14 protein-coding genes are annotated in these 22,142 nt (G+C 66.9%); 1 reads left to right on the top strand and 13 read right to left on the bottom strand.

Translation table 11 applies throughout. The annotated features are described in order from the left end of the window. Positions 1-42 precede the first annotated feature (42 nt). From ACUDTM_RS02060 to recJ, 10 genes are all read right to left on the bottom strand, one after another. A complete protein-coding gene (locus ACUDTM_RS02060; protein ID WP_088497663.1) occupies positions 43-2,217 on the bottom strand; it encodes a response regulator in 2,175 nt (724 codons plus the stop codon). Next, entirely contained in the window at positions 2,214-3,359 is a 1,146-nt protein-coding gene (locus ACUDTM_RS02055; RefSeq protein ID WP_049435901.1) for a response regulator, read from the bottom strand. The genes ACUDTM_RS02060 and ACUDTM_RS02055 overlap by 4 nt, the downstream gene beginning before the upstream one ends. A 204-nt stretch (positions 3,360-3,563) precedes the next feature. Next, entirely contained in the window at positions 3,564-5,075 is a 1,512-nt protein-coding gene (lysS, locus tag ACUDTM_RS02050; protein WP_252744342.1) for a lysine--tRNA ligase, read from the bottom strand. Positions 5,076-5,221: 146 nt separating this feature from the next. Next, entirely contained in the window at positions 5,222-6,862 is a 1,641-nt protein-coding gene (locus ACUDTM_RS02045; RefSeq protein ID WP_072168990.1) for an acetolactate synthase large subunit, read from the bottom strand. A 63-nt stretch (positions 6,863-6,925) separates the two neighbouring features. Then, positions 6,926-8,311 (bottom strand): NAD-dependent succinate-semialdehyde dehydrogenase, encoded by a 1,386-nt coding sequence (locus tag ACUDTM_RS02040; protein ID WP_088497662.1) that lies wholly within the window; start codon positions 8,309-8,311, stop codon positions 6,926-6,928. 706 nt (positions 8,312-9,017) lie between these two features. Beyond that, the gene (locus ACUDTM_RS02035) at positions 9,018-9,800 is read right to left on the bottom strand and encodes a helix-turn-helix transcriptional regulator (protein WP_072168992.1); all 783 of its coding nucleotides are present in this window, start codon (positions 9,798-9,800) and stop codon (positions 9,018-9,020) included. A 159-nt stretch (positions 9,801-9,959) separates the two neighbouring features. Continuing rightward, a protein-coding gene (gene prfB / locus ACUDTM_RS02030; protein WP_111008336.1) for a peptide chain release factor 2 occupies positions 9,960-11,085 on the bottom strand; the annotation gives its coding sequence in 2 pieces (ribosomal slippage) (positions 9,960-11,009 and positions 11,011-11,085; 1,125 coding nt in all). Further along, complete coding sequence (locus ACUDTM_RS02025) at positions 11,008-11,256, bottom strand: hypothetical protein (protein ID WP_172412160.1); 249 nt, start codon at positions 11,254-11,256, stop codon at positions 11,008-11,010. Before ACUDTM_RS02025 ends, prfB begins: the two co-directional genes overlap by 78 nt. A gap of 78 nt (positions 11,257-11,334) precedes the next feature. Then, positions 11,335-14,247: a VIT domain-containing protein gene (locus ACUDTM_RS02020; RefSeq protein WP_445391099.1), complete on the bottom strand. Its 2,913-nt coding sequence runs from the start codon at positions 14,245-14,247 to the stop codon at positions 11,335-11,337. 143 nt (positions 14,248-14,390) lie between these two features. Continuing rightward, a complete protein-coding gene (gene recJ / locus ACUDTM_RS02015; protein ID WP_088497773.1) occupies positions 14,391-16,148 on the bottom strand; it encodes a single-stranded-DNA-specific exonuclease RecJ in 1,758 nt (585 codons plus the stop codon). Between the two features lie 158 nt (positions 16,149-16,306). Here recJ and ACUDTM_RS02010 point away from each other — a divergent pair, with 158 nt between their 5' ends. Next, positions 16,307-17,347, top strand: coding sequence for a DUF1176 domain-containing protein (locus ACUDTM_RS02010; RefSeq protein ID WP_072168994.1), 1,041 nt, complete (start codon positions 16,307-16,309; stop codon positions 17,345-17,347). Positions 17,348-17,446: 99 nt separating this feature from the next. On the opposite strand, the gene ACUDTM_RS02005 is transcribed toward ACUDTM_RS02010, so the two are convergent. The 3 genes from ACUDTM_RS02005 to carB are packed head-to-tail and all read right to left on the bottom strand — an operon-like array spanning position 17,447 to position 22,084. Further along, positions 17,447-18,364, bottom strand: a complete 918-nt coding sequence (locus ACUDTM_RS02005; protein WP_088497767.1) for a phosphoglycerate mutase — start codon at positions 18,362-18,364, stop codon at positions 17,447-17,449. 4 nt (positions 18,365-18,368) lie between these two features. After that, complete coding sequence (gene greA, locus ACUDTM_RS02000; protein ID WP_005409483.1) at positions 18,369-18,845, bottom strand: transcription elongation factor GreA; 477 nt, start codon at positions 18,843-18,845, stop codon at positions 18,369-18,371. Further along, on the bottom strand, positions 18,842-22,084 hold the full coding sequence (gene carB / locus ACUDTM_RS01995) for a carbamoyl-phosphate synthase large subunit (protein ID WP_188241349.1): 3,243 nt from the start codon (positions 22,082-22,084) through the stop codon (positions 18,842-18,844). Before carB ends, greA begins: the two co-directional genes overlap by 4 nt. Between the last annotated feature and the right edge of the window lie 58 nt (positions 22,085-22,142).

Below are 22,142 nucleotides of genomic sequence, written 5' to 3'. Positions count from 1 at the left end.
CCCGGTTGGCCACCGGGCTTTTTTTATGCACCCTGCCGTGGTTCAACGCGCCTCGCCATCGTCGGCAGCGCCGCGCAGCCGGCGTTCGGCCCGTGCCTCCAGCGCGCGCCGGCCTTCCTTGATCGCCTCCTGCAGGATGCCCAGGCGCTGGCGCCATTCGGTCTTCAGCTGCCAGTCGGCCATCCGCATCAGCTCGCCGGCACGGTTGGACGCGCGCATCAGGCCAAGGTTGCTGGCCACGCCCTTGATCGCGTGGGATTGTTCGCGGAACACATCCCACTGCGTGGCCTCACCGGCCTGCTCGGCCTTGCCCATGCAGCCCGCCACGTCCTCCAGGCATTGGCGGATGAACTCACGTTCGAAGCCCTCGCCCATGCCCAGCGAGGCCAGCTCGTCCAGCACGCTGCTGTCGAGCACCCCATCCTGCAGCGCCATCGGTCGCACCACCGGTGCGGCCATGGTCTTCAGCTGGGCATTGCTGGCGATCTCGGCCAGGGTATCGAGCAGGCGCACCGCCACCACGGGCTTGGCCAGGAACGCATGCGCCCCAGCCTGGGTACAGCGCTGGATCGCCTCGGGGGTAACATCGGCGCTGAGCACCAGCACCGGCGTGCGCGGTCCGCCGCCGGCCTGCATCACCCGCAACTCCTTCAGCATGTCCAGCCCGCTCATGCCCGGCATGTGCAGGTCGACGATGACCGCGTCGAACTCACTGTCGGCCAGCGCATCCAGCACCGCCTCACCGCCATCCACGCACAGCACGCGATGCCCGGCCTTCTGCAGCAGGCGCTGCAGGACCATGCGGTTGGCCTCGTGGTCGTCGGCCACCAGGATCTGCATGCTCCGCACGCGGGCGCGATGGCGCAGGAACGGGTCGGCAAATGCGATCACGTTGCCGCCCGGCCCCACGTCGTCGTCGCCGGTCAGGCTCGGCACCGCACCCGGCACCTGCGGCTGCGGCGGCGCGAACGGCAGCTCGACCCAGAAGTGGCTGCCGCGCGGCGGGTTTTCCAGATAGCCGATGTCACCGTCCATCGCCTCGACCAGGCCCTTGGCGATGGTTGTGCCCAGCCCGGTGCCCTCATGGCGACGCGCCATGCTGACGTCAGCCTGCTCGAAGGCGTCGAACAGCCGCGCACGCATGGCCGGGGCCACGCCGATGCCGGTGTCGAGGATGTCGAAGCGCAGCCGCACCGCGCCACTGGTATCGGCCTGCACCACGCTGACACGGATTTCGACCCGGCCGTGATCGGTGAACTTGACCGCGTTGCCGGCCAGGTTCAGCAGGATCTGCCGCAGGTGCCCGACGTCTCCGCGCACGCGTGGCGGCACACCATCGGCGACCTTCACCCGGTAATCCAAGCGCTTGGCCTTGGCCTGCGGCAACAGGATCAGCCCGATCGCCTGGATCACGTCGGCCACGGCGAAGTCTTCGGCCACCACGCGCAGCTTGCCGGCCTCGATGGCCGAGATGTCCAGCACTTCCTCCACCAGCGCCAGCAGGCTGCGCGAAGACGCCTGGATGGTGTTGAGGCACTCGCGCTGCTCATCGTCCAGGCGCGTGGTCGCCAGTACTTCGGTCATGCCGTTGAGGCCGTTCAACGGCGTGCGGAACTCGTGGCTCATGTTGGCCAGGAAACGGCTCTTGGCCTCGCTGGCACGGCGCGCCTCGGCCATCGCTTCGGTCAGCTGCCGCAGCAGCGTCGAGAAGTACAGCGGCACCGCCGCCAGGCCGAGCCAGAGGCCGATGGCCAGACGGAAATTCTGTTGCCAGTAAGGCGTCAGCAGCACCGTGCAACCGAAGCTCACCATCGCCATCGCCACCGCCACGTACAGGTAGTGGTGGCCGAAGCGCATGCCGTTGCCGACCGTCACCCACATCACCACGATGTAGACCCAGGCCAGGGGCTCGCCCATCTGCACCATGCCGGCAGCGATCAGGCCATAGTCGGCGAGCATGCCCAGCACGCGGCGGGGATCGGAACGCGCCGGCCGCCACAGCAGCCAGCCGAACAACAGCAGCGACAGGCTCAGGCCGGTCAATACGATCGCCAGCACGCCCACGTACTGCGTGTGCGGCAGGTCGTGGCGCGGCGCCGGCAACAGCACGTAGGCCAGGATCAAGCTGATCAGGACAATACGGACGATCTGCTGGCCGTGTTCGCTGTCCTGGCGCTGGGACAGGCGCAGCCGCAGCTGCGACAACAGCCGTTTCACGCGCCCAGCCCCGGGCGCGCGGACGCCATCGAATGCTCGGCGCAGATCTGGTCCAGCTGTTCGCGGCCGCGCAGCAGCGCGTCCACGCATCGGGGATCGAACAGCCGGCCACGCTGGGCGTAGAGATAAGCCAGGGTGGCTTCCATGGTCCATGCTTCCTTGTACGGACGGGGCGAAATCAGGGCGTCGAAGACATCGGCGACAGCCACGATGCGCGCTTCCAGCGGAATCGCATCGCCGACCAGCCCATCAGGATAGCCGCTGCCGTCGTAGCGCTCATGATGACGCAGTGCGATCAACGCGCCAACCTGGATGAAACGATTCTGGCTGCCGCTCAGCAGTTCATGGCCAATCCGCGGGTGCCGGCGCATGATCGCCAGCTCCTCCTCGTTGAGCTTGCCCTGCTTGAGCAGCACCGCATCGGGAATGGCGATCTTGCCCATGTCATGCAGCGGCGCAGCCATTTCGATCAGGCGCACCTCCTCCTCGGGCAGCCCGAGCTGTTCGGCAATCAGGCCGGCCACACGTGCCATGCGCTCCAGGTAGGCGCTGGTGCCGGCATCACGGAACTCGATCGCGCGCGCCAGCCGCGACAGCGTTTCGCGCTCCCGCTCTTCGACCTCATGCATGCTGGCCAGCAGGCGCTGCTCCAGCGACAGCGCCCGTTGCTTCACGTTCTCGGTCTGCTGGCGCAGCTGCAGCAGGTTGTAGCAGCGCGCACGCAGTTCGCGCGGGCGGATCGGCTTGACCAGGAAGTCGATGACGCCGGCTTCCAGTGCCGCCTGGCGGATCGGCTCGTCACCGACCACGGTGATCAGGATCACCGGAATGTCGCGGTGCTTGGGCAGGCGACGGAAACGACGGGCGAACTCCAGCCCATCCATCTCCGGCATACGGTAATCGAGCAGCAGCAGGTCGACCGGATGGGCTTCGCACCAGGCCAATGCGGTCAGCGGATCGCCGAAGTCATACACGCTCAGTTCCGGCGCGATGTCTTCGATGACGTGACGCAGCATCGTCCGGGCGGAAGTCTGGTCATCAACGATGACGATATTCAACGCGTACTCTGCCTGGTTTTTCGACCACGCTGGATCATCAGCAGGCGAGGATACTCTGCCGCTGCGAACGCTCGCACCCTGCATCGGCCTGACTCCCGTGTCATGCGTCCCGATTCATGATCGTCATCACAATGTGAAGCGGACTCCCCACACCGTGCCCTCCCCTGACGCCGATCAAGCCATAACAGGCGTCAAGGTAGTGCAATTACGATACGCCGAGTGCGGGACGCGTCAATCGCGCCGTCTCGTTTCGGGACGGCGCGCACAATCGGGAGTCAAAAACGCGACTTACTGCTCCGGACGCATGTACGGGAACAGCAGCACATCGCGGATCGAGCTGCTGCCGGTCAGCAGCATCACCAGACGATCGACGCCGATGCCGAGGCCGCCGGTCGGGGCCATGCCGTACTCCAGCGCACGGATGTAGTCGGCGTCGTAGTGCATGGCCTCATCGTCGCCACCTTCCTTCGCGGCCACCTGGGCCTGGAAGCGCTGGGCCTGGTCTTCCGGGTCGTTCAACTCGGAGAAGCCATTGGCCAGCTCCTTGCCGTTGACGAACAGCTCGAAGCGGTCGGTGTAGCCCGGATCACTGTCGTTGGCACGGGCCAGCGGCGAGACTTCCACCGGATGGTCGGTGATGAAGGTCGGCTGGATCAGGGTGTGCTCGACGGTGGCCTCGAAGATCTCAAGCAGCAGCTTGCCCCAGCCGTAGGACGGCTTGACGCGGATGTTCAAGCGCTCGCAATGGCGCAGCAGCGCGTCACGGTCGGTGCAGTCGGCAACCGAGATTTCCGGGTTGTGGTGGCGCACGGCTTCGTCCATGCGCCAGCGGCGGAACGCCGGGCCCAGGTCGATCTTCGCCCCGTCCCACTCGACCTCGGTGCTGCCGTTGACCGTCCTGGCCACGTCACGGATCACGCCTTCGGTCAGGTCCATGATCTCGTTGTACGTGGCATAGGCCTCGTACAGCTCCATCATGGTGAATTCCGGATTGTGGCGGGTGCTGACGCCTTCGTTGCGGAAGTTGCGGTTGATCTCGTACACGCGCTCCAGGCCGCCCACGGTCAGGCGCTTGAGGTACAGCTCCGGCGCCACGCGCAGGTACAGGTCCAGGTCCAGCGCGTTGTGGTGGGTGGTGAACGGCTTGGCCGCCGCGCCGCCGGGGATGTAGTGCATCATCGGCGTTTCGACTTCCAGGAAGTCGCGGTTGTCCAGCCACGCACGCATGGCGCGGATGATCTTCGAGCGCTTGATGAAGACCGCGCGCGACTCCGGGGTGACGATCAGGTCGACGTAACGCTGGCGGTAACGCTGCTCGACGTCGGCCAGGCCATGCCACTTGTCCGGCAACGGACGCAGCGACTTGGTCAGCAGGCGGATCGACTCGGCCTTGACCGACAGCTCGCCGGTCTTGGTCCGGGTCAGGCCGCCTTCGACGGCGATGATGTCGCCCACGTCCCAGCCCTTGAACGCGGTGTAGGCATCGCCCAGCACGGCCCCCTGCAGGAACAGCTGGATGCGGCCGGACTCGTCCTGGATCTGCGCGAAGCTCGCCTTGCCCATGATGCGCTTGGCCATCAGGCGGCCGGCCATCTTCACCTGGCGGCCGTTGCCTTCCAGCGCCTCGGCGGTCCACTGCTCGGCATCGGCGAATTCTTCCTGCAGGCGGCCGGCGAAGTCCTCACGACGGAAATCGTTCGGGTACGCGATGCCCTGCCCACGCAGCGCTTTGAGTTTCTCACGGCGCTCGGCGATCAACTTGTTCTCGTCGACGGGGGGGGTATCGGTAGCTTCGCTCATGGATCTGCGGGAATCGTGTAGTGAGGGGGATCTTGCGCCCGGCGCGGCCGGCTCCACAGCATACCAAAACCGCCCTGCCCCGGCCTGGAGAGGGGTCAGATCCCTTTGCGCTGCAAAGGGATCTGACCCCATCAGCGGATCGGCGCCTACGCGTTCCCGGGGAACGCCTGCCGCAGCTCGTCCACCAGCACCCGCTGGTTCTCCGAGTAGTCGACCGGTACGGACACCAGGTGCACCCCGCCCTCGTTGAATGCCGCCTGCAGGGTCGGGATGAACTGCTCGATGGCGGTTACCTCATGCCCCTTGCAGCCATAGGCCTCGGCGTACTTCACGAAATCCGGGTTGCTGAAGGTCATGCCGTAGTCAGTGAAGCCATCCACCGCCTGCTTCCAGCGGATCATGCCGTAGGCGCCGTCGTTGAGGATCAGCACCACCAGGTTGAGCCCCAGCCGGCGCGCCGTCTCCAGCTCCTGGCTGTTCATCATGAAACCACCATCGCCACACACCGCCAGCACCCGGCGCTGTGGATACAGGATCGAGGCCATGATCGCCGATGGCAGGCCCGCGCCCATGGTCGCCAGCGCGTTGTCCAGCAGCAATGTGTTGGCCACCTGGGTACGGTAGTTGCGAGCGAACCAGATCTTGTACATGCCGTTGTCCAGCGCCACGATGCCGTCCGGCGGCATCACCTGGCGCACGTCGTGCACCAGCCGCTGCGGGGTAAAACGGGCCTCCTCGGCACGGTCGGCCAGATGCTCGAGGATGGTCGCGCGCAGCGGCAGCAGCGCGGCGGCATTCGGCACCGCGCCTTCGATGCGGTCGGCCAGCTGGGTCAGCGAACGGCCGATGTCGCCGATCACCTCCACCTGCGGGAAGTACACCTGTTCCACCGCCGCCTGCGAGTAGCCGATATGGATCACGGTCGGCCCGCCCGGGCGCATCACGAACGGCGGCTTCTCGGTGACCTCGTGGCCGATGGTCACGATCACGTCGGCCTGGTCGATCGCCATGTGCACGTAATCGCGCTCGGTGAGCGCTGCGGTGCCCATGTACAGGCCCGAGCCGCCGGCCACCGCGCCCTTGCCCATCTGCGTGGTGAAGAACGGAATGCCGGCGCGCAGCACGAACGCCGACAGCGCCTCGCTGGACTGCGGCCGCGACGCCGCCGAAGCGATCATCAGCAGCGGTCGCTTTGCACTGCGGATGGTCTCTGCCGCCCGATCCAACGCTTCCGGACTGGCGATGGAACGATCCACCGCGTGCGGCGGAACCAGCGCCACGCCTTCGACCTCATCGGCGGCGATGTCTTCGGGCAGCTCCAGCAGCACTGGGCCCGGCCGCTCTTCCTGGGCGACACGGAACGCCTCGCGGACGATGGTCGGGATCGTGCGCGCCGAGACGATCTGCCGTGCCTGCTTGGTCAACGGCTTCATCGTGCCGACGATGTCGACGATCTGGAAGCGCGCCTGCTTGCTGGCGACGATGCCCTTCTGGCCAGTGATCATGATCACCGGCCACGCACCGAGCAGCGCATAGGCGGCGCCGGTGGTGAAGTTGAGCGCGCCCGGACCGAGCGTGGCCAGGCACACGCCGGGCTTGCCGGTCAGGCGGCCATAGGTGGCGGCCATGAACACCGCTGCCTGCTCGTGGCGGGTGATGACCAGCTCGATGCTGGAATGACGAAGCGACTCGACCACGTCGAGGTTTTCCTCGCCGGGGATACCGAAAATGCGCTCGACGCCTTCGTTCTCAAGCGCGGCGACAAGCAGATCTGAACCCTTGGACATTGGAATGCCGTCCTTTTCGCTGGACTGATGGTGGATCGTTGCAGGAAGTAGGGAAGCTGCGCGTCAACGCTTGTCGAACCACACCGTCTGCGCGTTGACGAATTCGCGGATGCCGAAGTGCGAGAGCTCACGACCGAAGCCGCTCTTTTTTACGCCGCCGATCGGCACGCGCGGGTCTGAAGCGGAGAAGCCGTTGACGAACACGCCGCCGGTCTGCAGCCGGCGCGCCAGCTGCATGGCCCGCGCGCGGTCGCCGGTCCACAGGTTGCCGCTCAGGCCGAATTCGCTCTGGTTGGCCAGTTCCACCGCATGGTCGGCGTCGCGGGCGCGACTGATCGAGGCCACCGGCCCGAAGGTCTCGGTATCGAAGGCCTGCATGCCTGGCTCCACGTCGGCCAGCACGGTGGGTGCATAGAAGGCTCCCGGGCGATCCAGCGGGTGGCCGCCAACCAGCAGCCGCGCACCGGCCTCCACCGAAGCCCGTACCTGCGCATCGAGCTGCTCCAGCAGGTCCTGGCGCGCCATCGGGCCGATACGGTTGGCCGGGTCGCGGCCATCGCCGATGGTCAGTGCCTGCACCTTCTGGCAGAACTGCGCCACGAAACGATCGTAGATCGCGTCTTCGACGATGATGCGCTTTCCGGCGATGCAGACCTGCCCGGTGTTCTGGAAGCGCGAGGCTACCGCCGCATCAACGGCGGCGTCCAGATCGGCGTCGGCCAGTACGATGAACGGATCCGAGCCCCCCAGCTCCAGCACCACCTTCTTCAGCGCCTGCCCGGCCTGGGCGGCGATGCTGCGGCCTGCGGCCACGCTGCCGGTCAGGGTCACTGCGGCGATGCGATCATCGGCGATCGCGCGGCTGGTGCCCTCGCGGCTGATGTTGGCGGCGATGAAGGTGCCTTCCGGCAGGCCGGCATCGCGCCAGGCCGCGTCGAGCAGCTGCGCGGTACCGACGATGTTCTCGGCCGGCTTCAGCAGGAAGCCGTTGCCGCCCATCAGGATCGGCACCGCCGCACGCATCACCTGCCAGTACGGGAAGTTCCACGGCATGATGCCCAGCACCACGCCCAGCGGCAGGTAGGACACGTAGGCCTTGTCGTCGGGCACCTGGGTCGGTTCGTCGCGCAGGAACTGCGCGCCGTGGTCAGCGTACCAGTCGCACAGCACGGCACACTTCTCGATCTCGGCCAGCGATTCGGCCTGTACCTTGCCCATCTCGGCGGTAGCCAGCGCGGCCAGCTTTTCGCGGTCACGCCGCAGTACGGCGGCCATCGCACGCAGTACGTCTGCGCGCTGTTCGAGGCTCTTGACGCTCCAGGCCGCAAAGCCGACCTGGCCGCGATCGAGGATTGTTTCCAGCTCGGCATCGGTGGCGAAGGGATGGCTGGCGATCTGCTGGCCGGTGGCCGGATCGCGGGAAATGGCGGTGGTGGGGGCAGCGGACATGCAGGGCTCCTGTTGTCTCGGCAACGGGCAGCGGCCCGTCTTCTGCACAGGAATGTGGACCCGATTGGCGGAGGCAACAAGGCGTCTGCTTATCCTGTGACCTGCACTTACCTGTGTGAATGGGGTTATCGGCAGGGCTGCGCCCTGCACCCGCAGAGGCTTCAAGCCAAGCCGAGGCAACGGCAACGGCAACGGCAACGGCAGAAGCTGGCATTCCGTGGGTTGGCGGGGTGGGTCCGGTTGAGGGGGACGCTGCAAGTACATCCATGTAAGCTCGGTCGCCGCATCCATGCGGCTCACGCCCCCGCAACCGGATCCACCCCACCTTCGACAGAGTTCTGCGATCTGTCGGGACGGCGCTCTGCGTTGCTGTTGGTGGGTGTCGACCTTGGTCGACACAGTAGATCCACGCCATGCGTGGATGACTCATTCGATATCTGAGAGAAAAATCGTGTCGACCAAGGTCGGCACCTACCAACAGCCGCGCGGAACAAAGCCGCAGTTGCCAACAGCCGCGTGAACCTGTCGAAGGCGGGGCGGTGTCGGAGTGCGAGGTGTCAGCCGCATGGATGCGGCTGCCAAGCCTACACGGACGTACTTGCGGCGTCCCCGCACCCCGACACCGCCCCGCCAAACCACGGAATCCAGCTCTGGCTCTGGCCGTTGCGTTGAGCAGGTGCAGGGCTGCAAGCCCTGCCGTAAACCCCTACCCTCGCGGCAGGTAGGTCACCAGGGACAGGTCGTGCCGGCTCTCCGGCACCAGCGCCACGTACTGCAGGTCCAGCAACCCCCGCGTGGGATGGTTGAGCTTCTTCGCACCTTCATCGAACCGACGCACGTCGTGCTCCGGCCACCATTGGCGAAACTCTTCGCTGTGCGCGGCGATGTCTTCCACCAGCGCCAGGAACGGGGCCTTGTCCGGGGCCTGCGCCATCGCCGCGCGGAAGCCCGCCAGCAGCCCGCGGGTCATTTCTTCCCAGTTGAGGATCAGCGTGCGGTACGGCGGGTACAGGAACATCAGCCGCAGCGTGTTGCGCTCATGCGGCGCCAGCTGGCTGTAGTCCACGAAAAGATCGGCGATGGCCGGGTTCCAGGCCAGGATGTCGAAGCGGGTATTGCGTACGTAGGCCGGGATCGGCTGCATCGCCTCCACCAGCTGGCGCAGGCCATCGGTCACGCTCTCGTCCGGCGATTCCAGCGGCACGCCGTAGCCGGACAGCGCGAACGCGTAGGCGCGTTCGTCGTCACTCATGCGCAGCACCTGTGCCAGGCGCTCAAGCACTTCGGGCGAGGCGCGCACTTCACGGCCCTGTTCGATCCAGGTATACCAGCTGACGCTGACCCCGATCGCCAGCGCCACTTCCTCGCGCTTCAGGCCCGGGGTGCGCCGGCGCCCGGCCGGGAGGCCGAGCGTGGCAGGGTCGACACGGGCGCGGCAGGCCTTGAGGAAGCCGCCGAGTTCCTTGCGTTCACTTTCGCTGCGCATCATCGGCCCGTCCTACCCTTTGTAGTTGTAGCGTTGAGCCATGCTCGACGCGTCTGCTACTGCGCCAACAGCAGCCGAGCATGGGCTCGGCTCTACCGGAAGCGTGATCAGCCACCCTCGGCGTTGCGCACGAGGGTGACGAAATACGCGCAGGCGCGTCGATCAGGCATCGGCGCGCTTGGAGCCCACGGCCAAACCGGCCTTCAGGCTGGCCTCGACGAACTCGTCCAGGTCGCCGTCCAGCACCTTCTGCGTATCTGAACGCTCGATGCCGGTACGCAGGTCCTTGATACGGCTCTGGTCCAGCACGTAGTTGCGGATCTGGCTGCCCCAGCCAATGTCGGACTTGGTGGCTTCCACCGCGTCCTTCTCGGCGTTGCGCTTCTGGATCTCCAGTTCATACAGCTTGGCGGCCAGCATCTTCATCGCGTTGTCGCGGTTCTGGTGCTGGCTGCGGCCGGTCTGGCAGGCCACAACGATGTTGGTCGGGATGTGGGTGATACGCACCGCCGACTCGGTCTTGTTCACGTGCTGACCACCGGCACCGGACGAACGGTACACGTCGGTACGCAGGTCGGCCGGGTTGATGGTGATGTCGATGTTGTCATCGATTTCCGGCGACACGAACACCGAGGTGAAGCTGGTGTGGCGGCGGTTGTCCGAGTCGAACGGCGACTTGCGCACCAGGCGGTGGACGCCGGTCTCGGTCTTCAGCCAGCCGTAGGCATAGTCGCCTTCCACGCGCAGCGTGGCCGACTTGATGCCGGCGACGTCGCCACCGGAGACTTCCATCAGTTCGGTCTTCCAGCCGCGCGACTCGCACCAGCGCAGGTACATGCGCAGCAGGATCTCGGCCCAGTCCTGGGCTTCGGTGCCACCGGCACCGGCCTGGATGTCGACGAACGCGGCCGCATTGTCCATCTCGCCGGAGAACATGCGCTGGAACTCCAGCTTCTCCACGTGCGCCTGGTGCTTGTCGAGGTCGGCGACCACCGCCAGTGCGGTCTCCTCGTCCTGCTCGGACTCGGCCAGCTCCAGCAGTTCAGTGGCGTCGTTCAGGCCATCGAGCACCGAGGCGATGCCGCCCACGGTCTTTTCCAGGCTGGAACGCTCGCGGCCCAGGTTCTGGGCGTACTCGGCGTTGTTCCAGACGTCGGGGCTTTCCAGCTCCCGCGTTACTTCTTCAAGACGCTCTTTCTTGGCGTCGTAGTCAAAGATACCCCCGAAGCGACAGCACGCGATCGGTCAGATCGGTGATGCGCTGGCGGACAGGATTCAGTTCGATCATGTCGGCGGTTATGCATTCAAAAGATGACTGGTAATGATACCGCAGGCCGGGGATGCCCGGAATGAGGGCCTGGGCCTGCGCCGGGGCTCCAGCATGATGCACTGGCGCTGCATTCAGGCAGGCGATGCCCGCCTTGGCGCGGGGAGCCGGCCGGGCCGCGGCCGACCCCACACAGGACCTCCTTGCCCAGAGCGGCGTCGACGAGGGTCTTCCTTGGCCCACCCTCGGACGGCCACTTGGGGCAGTTGACTACTTCACCTCGAACTCACCCACCAGCACGGTCTCAGCACGGTCCTTCAGCCGCATCGTCACCATCTGATCCTTCTGCTTCGGCGTGCCCCAGTGGGTGGTCAGCCGCAGCATCAGGGTTGTCGCACCGGTCACCAGCTGTTGGCGGCTGCCAAAGTAGTTCGCCTCCACCTTGTACTTGCCCGGCTTGGCGTTGCGCAGCGAGAACTGCTCGGGGCCATAGCCGCCGGTGAAGTCCTGCGACATCTGCCCGCCCTGGTAGGTCATCCGGTTGCCGTAGTAGGCGCGCTCGCCGTTCGGGTCGGTCACCCACAGGTCCATGTCGCTGTTGTCGGCGTCCCACGACAGCACCACGCGCAGGTCCAGCGGCATCGCCTGCAACAGGCGCGGGTCGATGCCGGTGGTATCCAGCCGGGGCGTGCTGCCGGCCACCAGGTTGGTCAGCTCATCCAGCGCGATCAGGGCGATGCCATCGAAGCGGCTGTCCCACGGCCGCACCACCACCTGGTACAGCGGCGCCAGTGCCTGCTGTGGCTTGCCGGCCGCTGCCAGCGCCAAGCCCAGGTCGCGGAAGCTCTGCGGTTCTTCCTGGCCCATCGCCAGCACCTGCTCGAACACCGGCACCGCCAGTGCGGGAGCATCGGCCTGCATCAGTCGGTAACCGAGCACGCGCAGCAGGTGGCGGTTGTCCAGATCCATTTCGGCCAGGTTCGACAGCACCCGCAGTGCCAGCTCGCGCTGGCCCTGCTCCAGCAGCAGGTCGGCCACATCGAGGAAGAAGGCGCTGCTGTCGGCGTGGGCATCGCGCTCGGCCAGATAGCGGTCATAAAGCTGCGATGGCGGCCCCTGGCGCAGGCGCCGGGCGACGGCCGAGTCCGGCTGCCAGGCCGCCAGCTGGATGCCGAGCTGGCCATCGTTGGCGGCTGCAGCGGCATCGACCGAGCCGCCGGTGACCACAATCGAATCCAGTGCATTCTCCGACGCGGGCGCCGGACGACGCGCGCGTGCGCTGCTGGCCTGCATGCGCTGTTCTGCCGCCGCGGCCATCGGTGCAGGCGCGGGCGGTGCCGCGGGCGCCGGTGCGACGAGCATCGCCATCGGCGCTGACTCGGCAGGATAGTCGGCCGAAGCAACGTCCAGCGCTGCTTCCTTGGCCCGCGGCGGCGCACCCTTCGGCCAGCTGCGGTTCCACCACTGCTGGCGCTCCTTCCAGCGGGCGGCCACTTCATCCAGGCGCTGGCGATCAGCAGCGGCGCGATCCCTGACCTGCACTGCAAACCTGGCGTCGTACTCCGCGCGCAGCGTGTCCGAAGGGCGGATCGCATAGCGCAGGTAGTCCTCCAACGTCTCCAGCACGATCAGCGAGGTATCCGGCCCCACCAGGCCAAACTGCTGGGACAGGCGCTGCATCGCCTCGCGGTTGCCACGGCGGTCGGCGGCCAGCTGCTGCAGGCGCGCCTGCGCCCACAGGCCGGACAGCAGCTCTCCGTCGTCGCTCTTCTGCGTGGCGGGCAGCGCCTGCCATTCGCCGCCGCCCACGCGCACCCGCATCGGCACACCGTCGGCCGCCAGTCGTGCATGCAGCCACAGCCAGCCCTGGGCTTCACTGCGACGATCGATCACCACGTCCTGCACGCCGCGCCCCGCATCGACCTGCACATCCAGCGGCGACGACAGCAGCGCGCGCGCCGCCGAATCGACATCCTTGCCCAGCGCAACGAAGCGACCGCCATGCGCCTCACTCCAACCACGCAGCCGCACGGCATCAGTGCGCGCACCGGCACTGCTGATCGCAAACAGGCGCTGATCCGACGCCATCGCCGGCAGCTGTTCCGGCCCATAGGTCAGCAGGCCATCGCTGACCAGCAGGTATTCCTTCACGCCCGGCTGCGGCTGCCACTGTGCCAGCGCGCTGGCACCGTCCGGGCGCACGGCCTGCAGGGCTGCGCGCAGTTCACTCCAGTTGCCGGCGCGGATGCGGAAGCGACGCACCGGCTCGGCGCGATCGCGCAGCACGGTCAAGGCCACGGTGCCGTCACCCAGCGCGGCGAAATAGCGATCCAGCAGGGCGAACTCGCGCGTGCGTTCGCGCTGTCCCGCCGAACCGGAGCCGTCCCACAGCAGGCCGATTTCGCTCGGCAGTCTGCGCGGCGTACTGCTGGCCGCCACCGGCAGCTGCGCCAGCAGGTAATGGCCGTCCTGCCAGGGCGCCACCTGCACCTGTGCCTGGCGGGTCGCCGGCAGATCCCACTGCAGCTGCTTCGGCAACTGCGCGCCCTCGCCCTGCCACAGCAGCTGGCCCGCGCTGATGCGGAACGGCGCCGTACCTGCAGTAGTCGCGCCGGGGGCCTGCAGTTTCAGTTCAACCGAGGCTGCACCGGCGGCAAACTGCAGCGGCAGCGTCCACTGCCAGCCTTGGCCGGCGAAGGCCAATGGCTCGCGGATCACCAGCTGCACGCGCCGGCTACCACCGGCCGGCAGCGGGTAGATGCGCAGCCGGAACTGATTGCCGGCGGTCTGTTCCAGCAGGCCCGGGTCAACGCCGCGGCGGGCAATCTCCTCGAACACCTGGCGGCCGCGGTCCTTCGGCACCGGCACCGCGTCACGCATCTCGCCGTTGATATCCAGCGCGAAGCCGCTGATCTGCTGGCCCTCGGCCAGCGGGAACTGCAGCTCGCCCTCCAGCACGCGCCGGTTCGGGTTGTGGAATTCCAGGGTGATCCGGGTCTGGGCGATGCCGGCCTGGATCTCGCCCTCGATGCGGGCGTGTTGCAGTTGGACCGCCTGCTCAGCCGCCGGCGCGATCAGCAGCGGGGTGGCGGCCTGCGGCCGGGAGATCGGCGGCGACTGTGCGCCAGCGGGCCAGGCCGCAAGGGCCAGCAACAACACGGTGCAGCAACGGGCGAAGACCATGACCGGACTCCAGTGGGATCGTGGATCGTTGAACGCACCAGCAGCCGTAACGGGGTTGGGAGACCAAAAAAGGGGACGGAGGGGATTAAGTCGCAACTGGCAAACAAGGCACAAGCGACTTAATCCCCTCCGTCCCCTTTTTCTCAGGCGGGCAGGCAGTGCTCGACGATCAGCTGGATGGCGCTGCCGCCGCGATAGTCGTCGCAGGCGAGCCGATAGGCGAGATGCACGTGGCGACTCGGCGCGTTGCCGTGCCAGCCGCCGAAATGGATGGCGTTGATGGTGCCGGGTACGCCGGGCAGGCGCAGTTCCAGCTTCAGGTGACGCTCCTTCAAAACGCGCCAGTTGGCTACTTCAAAGTGGCCGTCGAACAGGGGCTCGGGGAAACCCTGGCCCCACGGGCCGGCCAGGCGCAACGCATCGGCGTGGCGATGGTCCAGCTCGTCCGCCGCCAACTCGCCGTCACTTAGCACCTGCTGCTGCAGTGCCGCCGGATCGAGCATCTCCAGCACCACCGCGACGAAGGCGGCCTTGAAGTCATCAACGTGGTCACGCCGCAGGCTGAGCCCAGCCGCCATGGCGTGGCCGCCGAAGCGTTCGATCAGGCCCGGATGGCGCGCATCGACCAGCGCCAGGGCGTCACGGATGTGCAGCCCGGGAATCGAGCGCGCAGACCCGCGCAGGGTATCGGCGCCGGGTTCGGCCGGGGCGAAGGCGATCACCGGGCGATGCAGGCGATCCTTCATCTTCGAAGCGACCAGGCCGACCACACCGGGATGCCAGTCGGCATCAAACAGGCAGGCGGCCACCGGTCGCTGACCGGCCATGTCCAGCACTACCCGGGTCAATGCCTGCTCGGCGTCATCGGTCATCGACTGCTGCACCGCGCGGCGGTCTGAGTTGATCTGCTCCAGCGTCTGCGCGATCTCGCGCGCCTGGCGCGGGTCTTCGGTCAACAGCAGCGCGATGCCCAGCGCCATGTCTTCCAGCCGGCCTGCGGCATTCAGGCGCGGGCCGAGTGCGAAGCCGATGTCGGTGGCAGTGAGCCGCGCGGCATCACGGCCGCTGGCTTCGATCAGCGCACGCAGGCCGACACAGCCCTGCCCTGCGCGCAGACGGCGCAAGCCTGCGCTGACCAGCGCACGGTTGTTCGGGTCCAGCGCTACCAGGTCCGCAACGGTGCCCACCGCCACCAGATCCAGCAGCGTGGTGAGGTCTGGCCCCTTGCCATCGGCAAAGACACCGGCCTCGCGCATCTGCCGGCGCAGCGCCATCAGCACGTAGAAGATCACGCCGACGCCGGCCAGTGACTTGCTGGGGAAGGCATCACCGTCGAGATTGGGATCGACGATGACATCGGCCGGCGGCAACTGCGGCCCGGGCAGGTGATGGTCGGTGACCAGCACCTGCCAGCCGCGCGCCTTGGCCGCGGTCACGCCCGCATGGCAGGCGATGCCGTGATCGACGGTCACCAGCAGGTCCGGCTGCAGCGCGGCCAGCTCCTCCACCAGCGACGGCGACAGGCCATAGCCATGCACCATGCGGTTCGGTACCGCGTGGAAGACGTGTTGCGCGCCGAGCATGCGCAGGCCACGCACGCCGACCGCACAGGCGGTGGCGCCATCGCAATCGAAATCGCCAACCACCAGGATGCGCTTGTCGTTGGCGATGGCCTCGATCAGCAGGCCCACTGCATCATCGATACCGGTCAGCAGCTCGGGCGCGTGGAGGCTGCCCAGTTTCGGCAGCGCCAGCTCTGGTGTACCCGCACCGCGGCTGGCATAGAGTCGCGCCAGCAATGGCAGCGTGCCCTCTGGCCAGCTGCCGGGCACGACCGCATCGCGGCGGCGGATCAGCGGTATATCAGAGGGCGGCTGCGCAGCATCGGCGGCAAGGGACATCGGCATCGCCGGTTACAAAAGACCCGCACATCATAACGTGCACCGCTCCCCCGGTCGGCTGCCGCCGCTGACGAGGCCCCTTGGCTCTTCGGCCAGCAGCATTTGGATTTCACGACCGCATCTTCCATGCTTGCCTGCCCTGGAACGGACTTCCATCCATGACCCGCACCCTGCTGACCGCGCTGATGGCACTCGCCGTGGCCCCGGCCGCTCACTCCGCGACGCCTGAACCCAGGCCCGGGGTCGAATTCGAACACAACGACTGGTCGTTGGCCTGTGACAACACCCGCACCTGCCGCGCGGCTGGCTACAGCCCGCAAGCTGCGGGCAACCTGCTCAGCCTGATGCTGGAGCGCGCCGGCGGCCCGGGTACGAAGGTGCTCGCGCGGCTGCGCAATGGCGAGGATGGCGAAAGCCCGACGCCGACCGGGGCGCTGCGCCTGCACCTGAACGGCAAGGACCTGGGCCCGGTGCGCGACACCGGCGACGGGGACACAGTGTTGTTGCAGCAGGCACAGACCGATGCACTGGTCGCCGCACTGCCGCGCCAGGCACGCATCGAGATTATCGACGGCAAGGCCAAGGCGTGGCCGATCTCCGACAGCGGTGCAGCGGCCGTACTGCTGAAGATGGACGAGGCCCAAGGCCGGCTGGGCACGCCCGGTGCGCTGGTGCGGCGTGGAGACAAGGCTGAAGCGAGCGTGCCTGCGGCGTTGCCGGTGCCAGTGATCATGCGCGGCACGCTGGTGGCACCGCGCGCCTCCGACGCGGCACTGGCGATCGCACCGGGCCTGCGCAAGGCACTGATCGCCAGCCTACCGAAGCCGGATGAGTGCGGCCGCCTGAGCGATGGCGGGACAGATGAGATCGAGATCCAGCGACTGGACGCCCAGCATGTGCTGGCAAGCACCAGCTGCTTCGTGGGTGCCTACAACTTCAGCAGCGGCTACTGGGTAGTGCAGGACAAAGCACCGTACCAGGCGAAGTTCGTGACCTCCAACGCGGAGGACTTTGATCGCGATGACGCGACGCTACGCGGGCGCTTCCGTGGGCGCGGCATCGGTGACTGCTTCTCCGGCCACGACTGGGCTTGGGATGGCGCGCGATTCGTGAAGAGCAGCGAGTTCACTACCGGGCAGTGCCGGGGCGTCGCGGGCGGGCACTGGACGCTGCCAACGGTGGTGAGCGAGGTCCGTTGAGGCGCCGCTATCTGCGGTAGTGCCGGCCGCTGGCCGGCAACCCCGACAAACCCTGGGGGGTCAGAGCCGTTTTCCGATGGAGAACGGATCCGACCCCGGTCAGTCGTGAAGCTGGCGCGGCTTCTTCCAGAACTGCCAGCGCTGGCCACGGTCCAGCTGGAACTGCAGGCCATCCTCGAAGTCCAGTACCAGCCGCTGCAGTTCGCCACGCTTGAGCGCGGCCAGCAGCGGCCGGATCGCATCGTTGCCGAGCTGCTGCAGCGAACGCAGCTGGCGCAGATCAACGAGTGCATCCACCGCTTGTTCGCCATCCACGGCCACACCGGCCGCCAGGGCCAGGCCCTGCAGCAGGGCATCGCGGCTGCGCACCTGTGCGTGCGGCGTGCTGACCGATACCGGCATCACGCCACCGCCCCAGAACCACAGCGAATTGATCGGCTGTTGTCCTTGCGCGGCGCGCTGCTGGTTCCAGGAATGGTTGTGCAGCAGTACCTGCGCCTCGGTCATCAGCGCCCGCCAGCGGCGGCCGCCCTCGCCTTCCGGCAGGTGCGAGAACAGGTCATCCCCGAGCACCTCTTCCGGACTGTCGAAGTCCGGCAGGGCCAGGTCGATCGGCAGGCGCAGGTACCAGCGCGAGGGATCGGGTGCGTCGAGCACGAAGCCGGCATCGGCAAACAGCGGCTGCAGCACTGGCAGCAGGGCGAGGCTGTCGGCCAGCGTCGGCCGCAGTGTTTCGCCGTAGGCCATCATCCGCGCGCCGTGCATGTCCGGCACCATGCAGGCCGGATCGGCACGCAGCCAGCTGGCGCCGGCGGCATCGCCGACGTCGCGCTGGCGGGTCAACGCGGCCACCGGCCAGTGCGGCGCGGCAACCGAGAAATGGCGTGTCAGCTGCGCGCGCTCGCCCGGGACGACCTGCACCGTCGTGGCACGACCGAGCGCGCGTGCCACATCGTCCGGCAGCGCAGCCGCGGCAAAGCGGCTGCGTGCCGGCAACAGCAGGGTCGCCGTTGCCACCGGGTCAGTCCACGTAGCTGACGCTGACGATCTCGTACTCGCGTTGGCCGGCCGGGGCGTCGATCACGATCGAATCACCTTCCAGCTTGCCGATCATCGCGCGCGCCACCGGCGAGGAAATCGCGATCAGGCCCTGCTTGATGTCCGCCTCCAGGTCACCAACGATCTGGTACTTCTTCTCTTCGTCGGTTTCCACGTCGGCCAGGGTCACGCTGGCACCGAACACCACCTTGGAGCCGGCATTGAGCTTGCTCACGTCGATGATCTCGGCGTGCGACAGCTCGCCTTCGAGCTGCTTGATGCGGCCTTCGATGAAGCCCTGTTCCTCGCGCGCGGCGTGGTACTCGGCGTTCTCCTTCAGGTCGCCATGCTCACGTGCTTCGGCGATGGCCGCGATCACCTTCGGGCGCTTGACCGACTTCAGGTGATCCAGTTCGTCGCGCAGCTTCTGCGCGCCCTTCATCGTGATGGGGGCTCTCATGCATTCAACTCCTTGTGCAGCTCCTGCAGCGACCAGACGGGGCCGGTGCCGCGGAATTCCAGTGAATCCACCAGCGCCTTGGCGCCGGCAATGGTGGTCGAGTAGGTGACGCGATGCTGCAGCGCCTCGCGACGGATCGAGAACGAGTCGTTGATCGCCGAACGACCTTCGGTCGTGTTGACGATGTAGACGATCTCGCCGTTCTTGATCGAGTCGACGATGTGCGGACGGCCTTCGACCACCTTGTTGATGATCTCGCAGTCCATGCCGTGCTGCTGCAGCCACGCGGCGGTGCCACGCGTCGCGACCAGACTGTAGCCACGCGCCAGCAGCGCCTTGGCCACCGGCAGCACGCGCTTCTTGTCCGGATCGCGGACCGAAACGAAGGCCTTGCCGACCGGCGGTGCCTTGATGCCGCCGGCTTCCTGCGCACGCGCGAAGGCGGCGTTGAAGCTGCGGCCCACGCCCATCACCTCACCGGTGGAGCGCATCTCCGGCCCGAGGATCGGGTCGACGCCCTGGAACTTGGCGAACGGGAAGATCGCTTCCTTCACCGAGTAGTAGTCCGGCACGATTTCCTTGGTCGCGCCCTGCTCGGCCAGCGTCTTGCCAGCCATGCAGCGGGCGGCGATCTTGGCCAGCGGCATGCCGGTGGCCTTGGACACGAACGGCACGGTGCGCGAGGCACGCGGGTTCACTTCCAGCAGGTAGATGGTGTCGGCACCTTCGTCGCTGGTCTGGATCGCGAACTGGGTGTTCATCAGGCCGACCACGTTCAGGGCCTTGGCCAGCTCCACCACCTGGCGGCGCAGTTCGGCCTGGGTTTCAGCCGACAGCGAGTACGGCGGCAGCGAGCAGGAGGAATCGCCCGAGTGCACGCCGGCTTCTTCGATGTGCTCCATCACGCCACCGATCAGGACGTTGCCATCCTTGTCGGCGATGATGTCGACGTCGCACTCCACGGCGTTGTCGAGGAAGCGGTCCAGCAGCACCGGCGAATCGTTGGACACCTTCACCGCGTCGCGCACGTAGCGGGCCAGGTCGGCTTCGCCGTAGACGATTTCCATGGCACGGCCGCCCAGCACGTAGCTCGGGCGCACCACCAGCGGGTAGCCGATCTCGCGGGCCAGCAGCAGGGCTTCCTGATCATTGCGGGCGATGCGGTTCGGCGGCTGCTTCAGCCCCAGCGTGTCGACCAGCTGCTGGAAGCGCTCGCGGTCTTCGGCCAGGTCGATCGAGTCCGGGCTGGTGCCGATCACCGGCACGCCGTTGGCTTCCAGCGCGCGCGCCAGCTTCAGCGGGGTCTGGCCGCCGTACTGCACGATCACGCCCTTCGGCTGTTCCAGTTCGACGATCTCCAGCACGTCTTCCAGGGTCAGCGGCTCGAAGTACAGGCGGTCGGAGGTGTCGTAGTCGGTCGACACGGTTTCCGGGTTGCAGTTGACCATGATGGTTTCATAGCCATCCTCGCGCAGCGCCAACGCCGCGTGCACGCAGCAGTAGTCGAACTCGATGCCCTGGCCGATGCGGTTCGGGCCACCGCCCAGGATCATGATCTTGTCGCGGTTGCTCGGCGCGGCCTCGCACTCGTCCTCGTAGGTCGAGTACAGGTAGGCGGTACCGGTGGAGAATTCACCGGCACAGGAGTCCACGCGCTTGTAGACCGGGCGCACCTTGTGCGCACGACGCAGCGCGCGGATGGCGGCTTCGTTGGTGCCGGTCAGCTGCGCCAGGCGCGCGTCGGAGAAGCCAGCGCGCTTCAGCTTGCGCAGGCGTGCAGCGTCCAGTGCGTCGATGCCACCGGCGGCGACTTCGCCTTCCGCCGCGATGATTTCCTCGATCTGGTCCAGGAACCAGTGATCGATGAATGACAGTGCATAGATCTCTTCCACGCTCATGCCGGCGCGGAACGCATCGGCCACATAGAACAGGCGCTCCGGGCCCGGCGCCTTCAGCTCGCGACGCAGGGTCTGCAGGTCGTCTTCGTTGCCCAGGTCCAGACCGGTCGGGTCGAAGCCGACCTTGCCGGTTTCCAGGCCACGCAGGGCCTTCTGCACCGACTCCTGGAAGGTGCGGCCCATCGCCATCACCTCGCCCACCGACTTCATCTGGGTGGTCAAGCGGGCATCGGCGGCCGGGAACTTCTCGAAGGCGAAGCGCGGGATCTTGGTGACGACGTAGTCGATCGACGGCTCGAACGAGGCCGGGGTCAGGCCACCGGTGATTTCGTTCTTCAGTTCGTCCAGGGTGTAACCCACGGCCAGCTTGGCGGCGACCTTGGCGATCGGGAAGCCGGTGGCCTTGGAGGCCAGCGCCGAGGAACGCGACACACGCGGGTTCATCTCGATGACGACCACGCGGCCGGTCTTCGGGTTGATGCCGAACTGCACGTTCGAGCCGCCGGTGTCGACGCCGATCTTGCGCAGCACGGCGATGGAGGCATCGCGCAGGCGCTGATACTCCTTGTCGGTCAGGGTCTGCGCCGGCGCCACGGTGATCGAGTCACCGGTGTGCACGCCCATCGGATCCAGGTTCTCGATCGAGCAGACGATGATGCAGTTGTCCGCGGTATCGCGGACCACTTCCATCTCGAATTCCTTCCAGCCCAGCACCGACTCTTCCACCAGCACTTCGGTGGTCGGCGACAGCTCCAGGCCGCGGCTGACGATCTCGACCAGCTCTTCGCGGTTGTAGGCGATGCCGCCACCGCTGCCGCCCAGGGTGAAGCTGGGGCGGATGATGGTCGGATAGCCGACGCGGGTCTGGATTTCCAGCGCTTCGTCCAGGGTGTGGGCGACGGCGGCGGTCGGGCACTCCAGGCCGATCTCACCCATGGCCACGCGGAACAGCTCGCGGTCTTCGGCCATGCGGATCGCTTCGCGCTTGGCGCCGATCAGCTCGACGTTGTACTTCTCCAGCACGCCGTTGTCGGCCAGGTCCAGCGCGCAGTTCAGCGCGGTCTGGCCACCCATGGTCGGCAGCAGCGCATCGGGCTTTTCCTTGGCGATGATCTTCTCGACCGTCTGCCAGTTGATCGGCTCGATGTAGACGGCGTCGGCCATCTCCGGGTCGGTCATGATCGTGGCCGGGTTGCTGTTGACCAGCACCACGCGGTAACCCTCGTCACGCAGGGCCTTGCAGGCCTGGGCACCGGAGTAGTCGAACTCGCAGGCCTGGCCGATGACGATCGGGCCAGCACCGATGATGAGGATGGTCTTGAGGTCAGTGCGCTTGGGCATTTTCTTCTCTAAGTCAGTACAGCGTGACAAGGGGGAGTGATCGCACGCTGTCGATCAG

Source organism: Stenotrophomonas maltophilia group sp. vghtpe118 (genome assembly GCF_052605195.1).
Note: the sequence above shows the minus strand (reverse complement) of the source record. Positions and strands in the feature narration are given on the sequence as shown.

Bases quoted from the DNA above. Each gene is read 5' to 3' on its own strand.
- lysS (WP_252744342.1), bottom strand. From the start codon at position 5,075: ATGAGCGAAGCTACCGATACCCCCCCCGTCGACGAGAACAAGTTGATC.
- ACUDTM_RS02040 (WP_088497662.1), bottom strand. From the start codon at position 8,311: ATGTCCGCTGCCCCCACCACCGCCATTTCCCGCGATCCGGCCACCGGC.
- ACUDTM_RS02010 (WP_072168994.1), top strand. From the start codon at position 16,307: ATGACCCGCACCCTGCTGACCGCGCTGATGGCACTCGCCGTGGCCCCG.
- ACUDTM_RS02035 (WP_072168992.1), bottom strand. From the start codon at position 9,800: ATGATGCGCAGCGAAAGTGAACGCAAGGAACTCGGCGGCTTCCTCAAG.
- recJ (WP_088497773.1), bottom strand. From the start codon at position 16,148: ATGTCCCTTGCCGCCGATGCTGCGCAGCCGCCCTCTGATATACCGCTG.
- carB (WP_188241349.1), bottom strand. From the start codon at position 22,084: ATGCCCAAGCGCACTGACCTCAAGACCATCCTCATCATCGGTGCTGGC.
- ACUDTM_RS02055 (WP_049435901.1), bottom strand. From the start codon at position 3,359: ATGCAGGGTGCGAGCGTTCGCAGCGGCAGAGTATCCTCGCCTGCTGAT.
- ACUDTM_RS02045 (WP_072168990.1), bottom strand. From the start codon at position 6,862: ATGTCCAAGGGTTCAGATCTGCTTGTCGCCGCGCTTGAGAACGAAGGC.
- ACUDTM_RS02020 (WP_445391099.1), bottom strand. From the start codon at position 14,247: ATGGTCTTCGCCCGTTGCTGCACCGTGTTGTTGCTGGCCCTTGCGGCC.
- greA (WP_005409483.1), bottom strand. From the start codon at position 18,845: ATGAGAGCCCCCATCACGATGAAGGGCGCGCAGAAGCTGCGCGACGAA.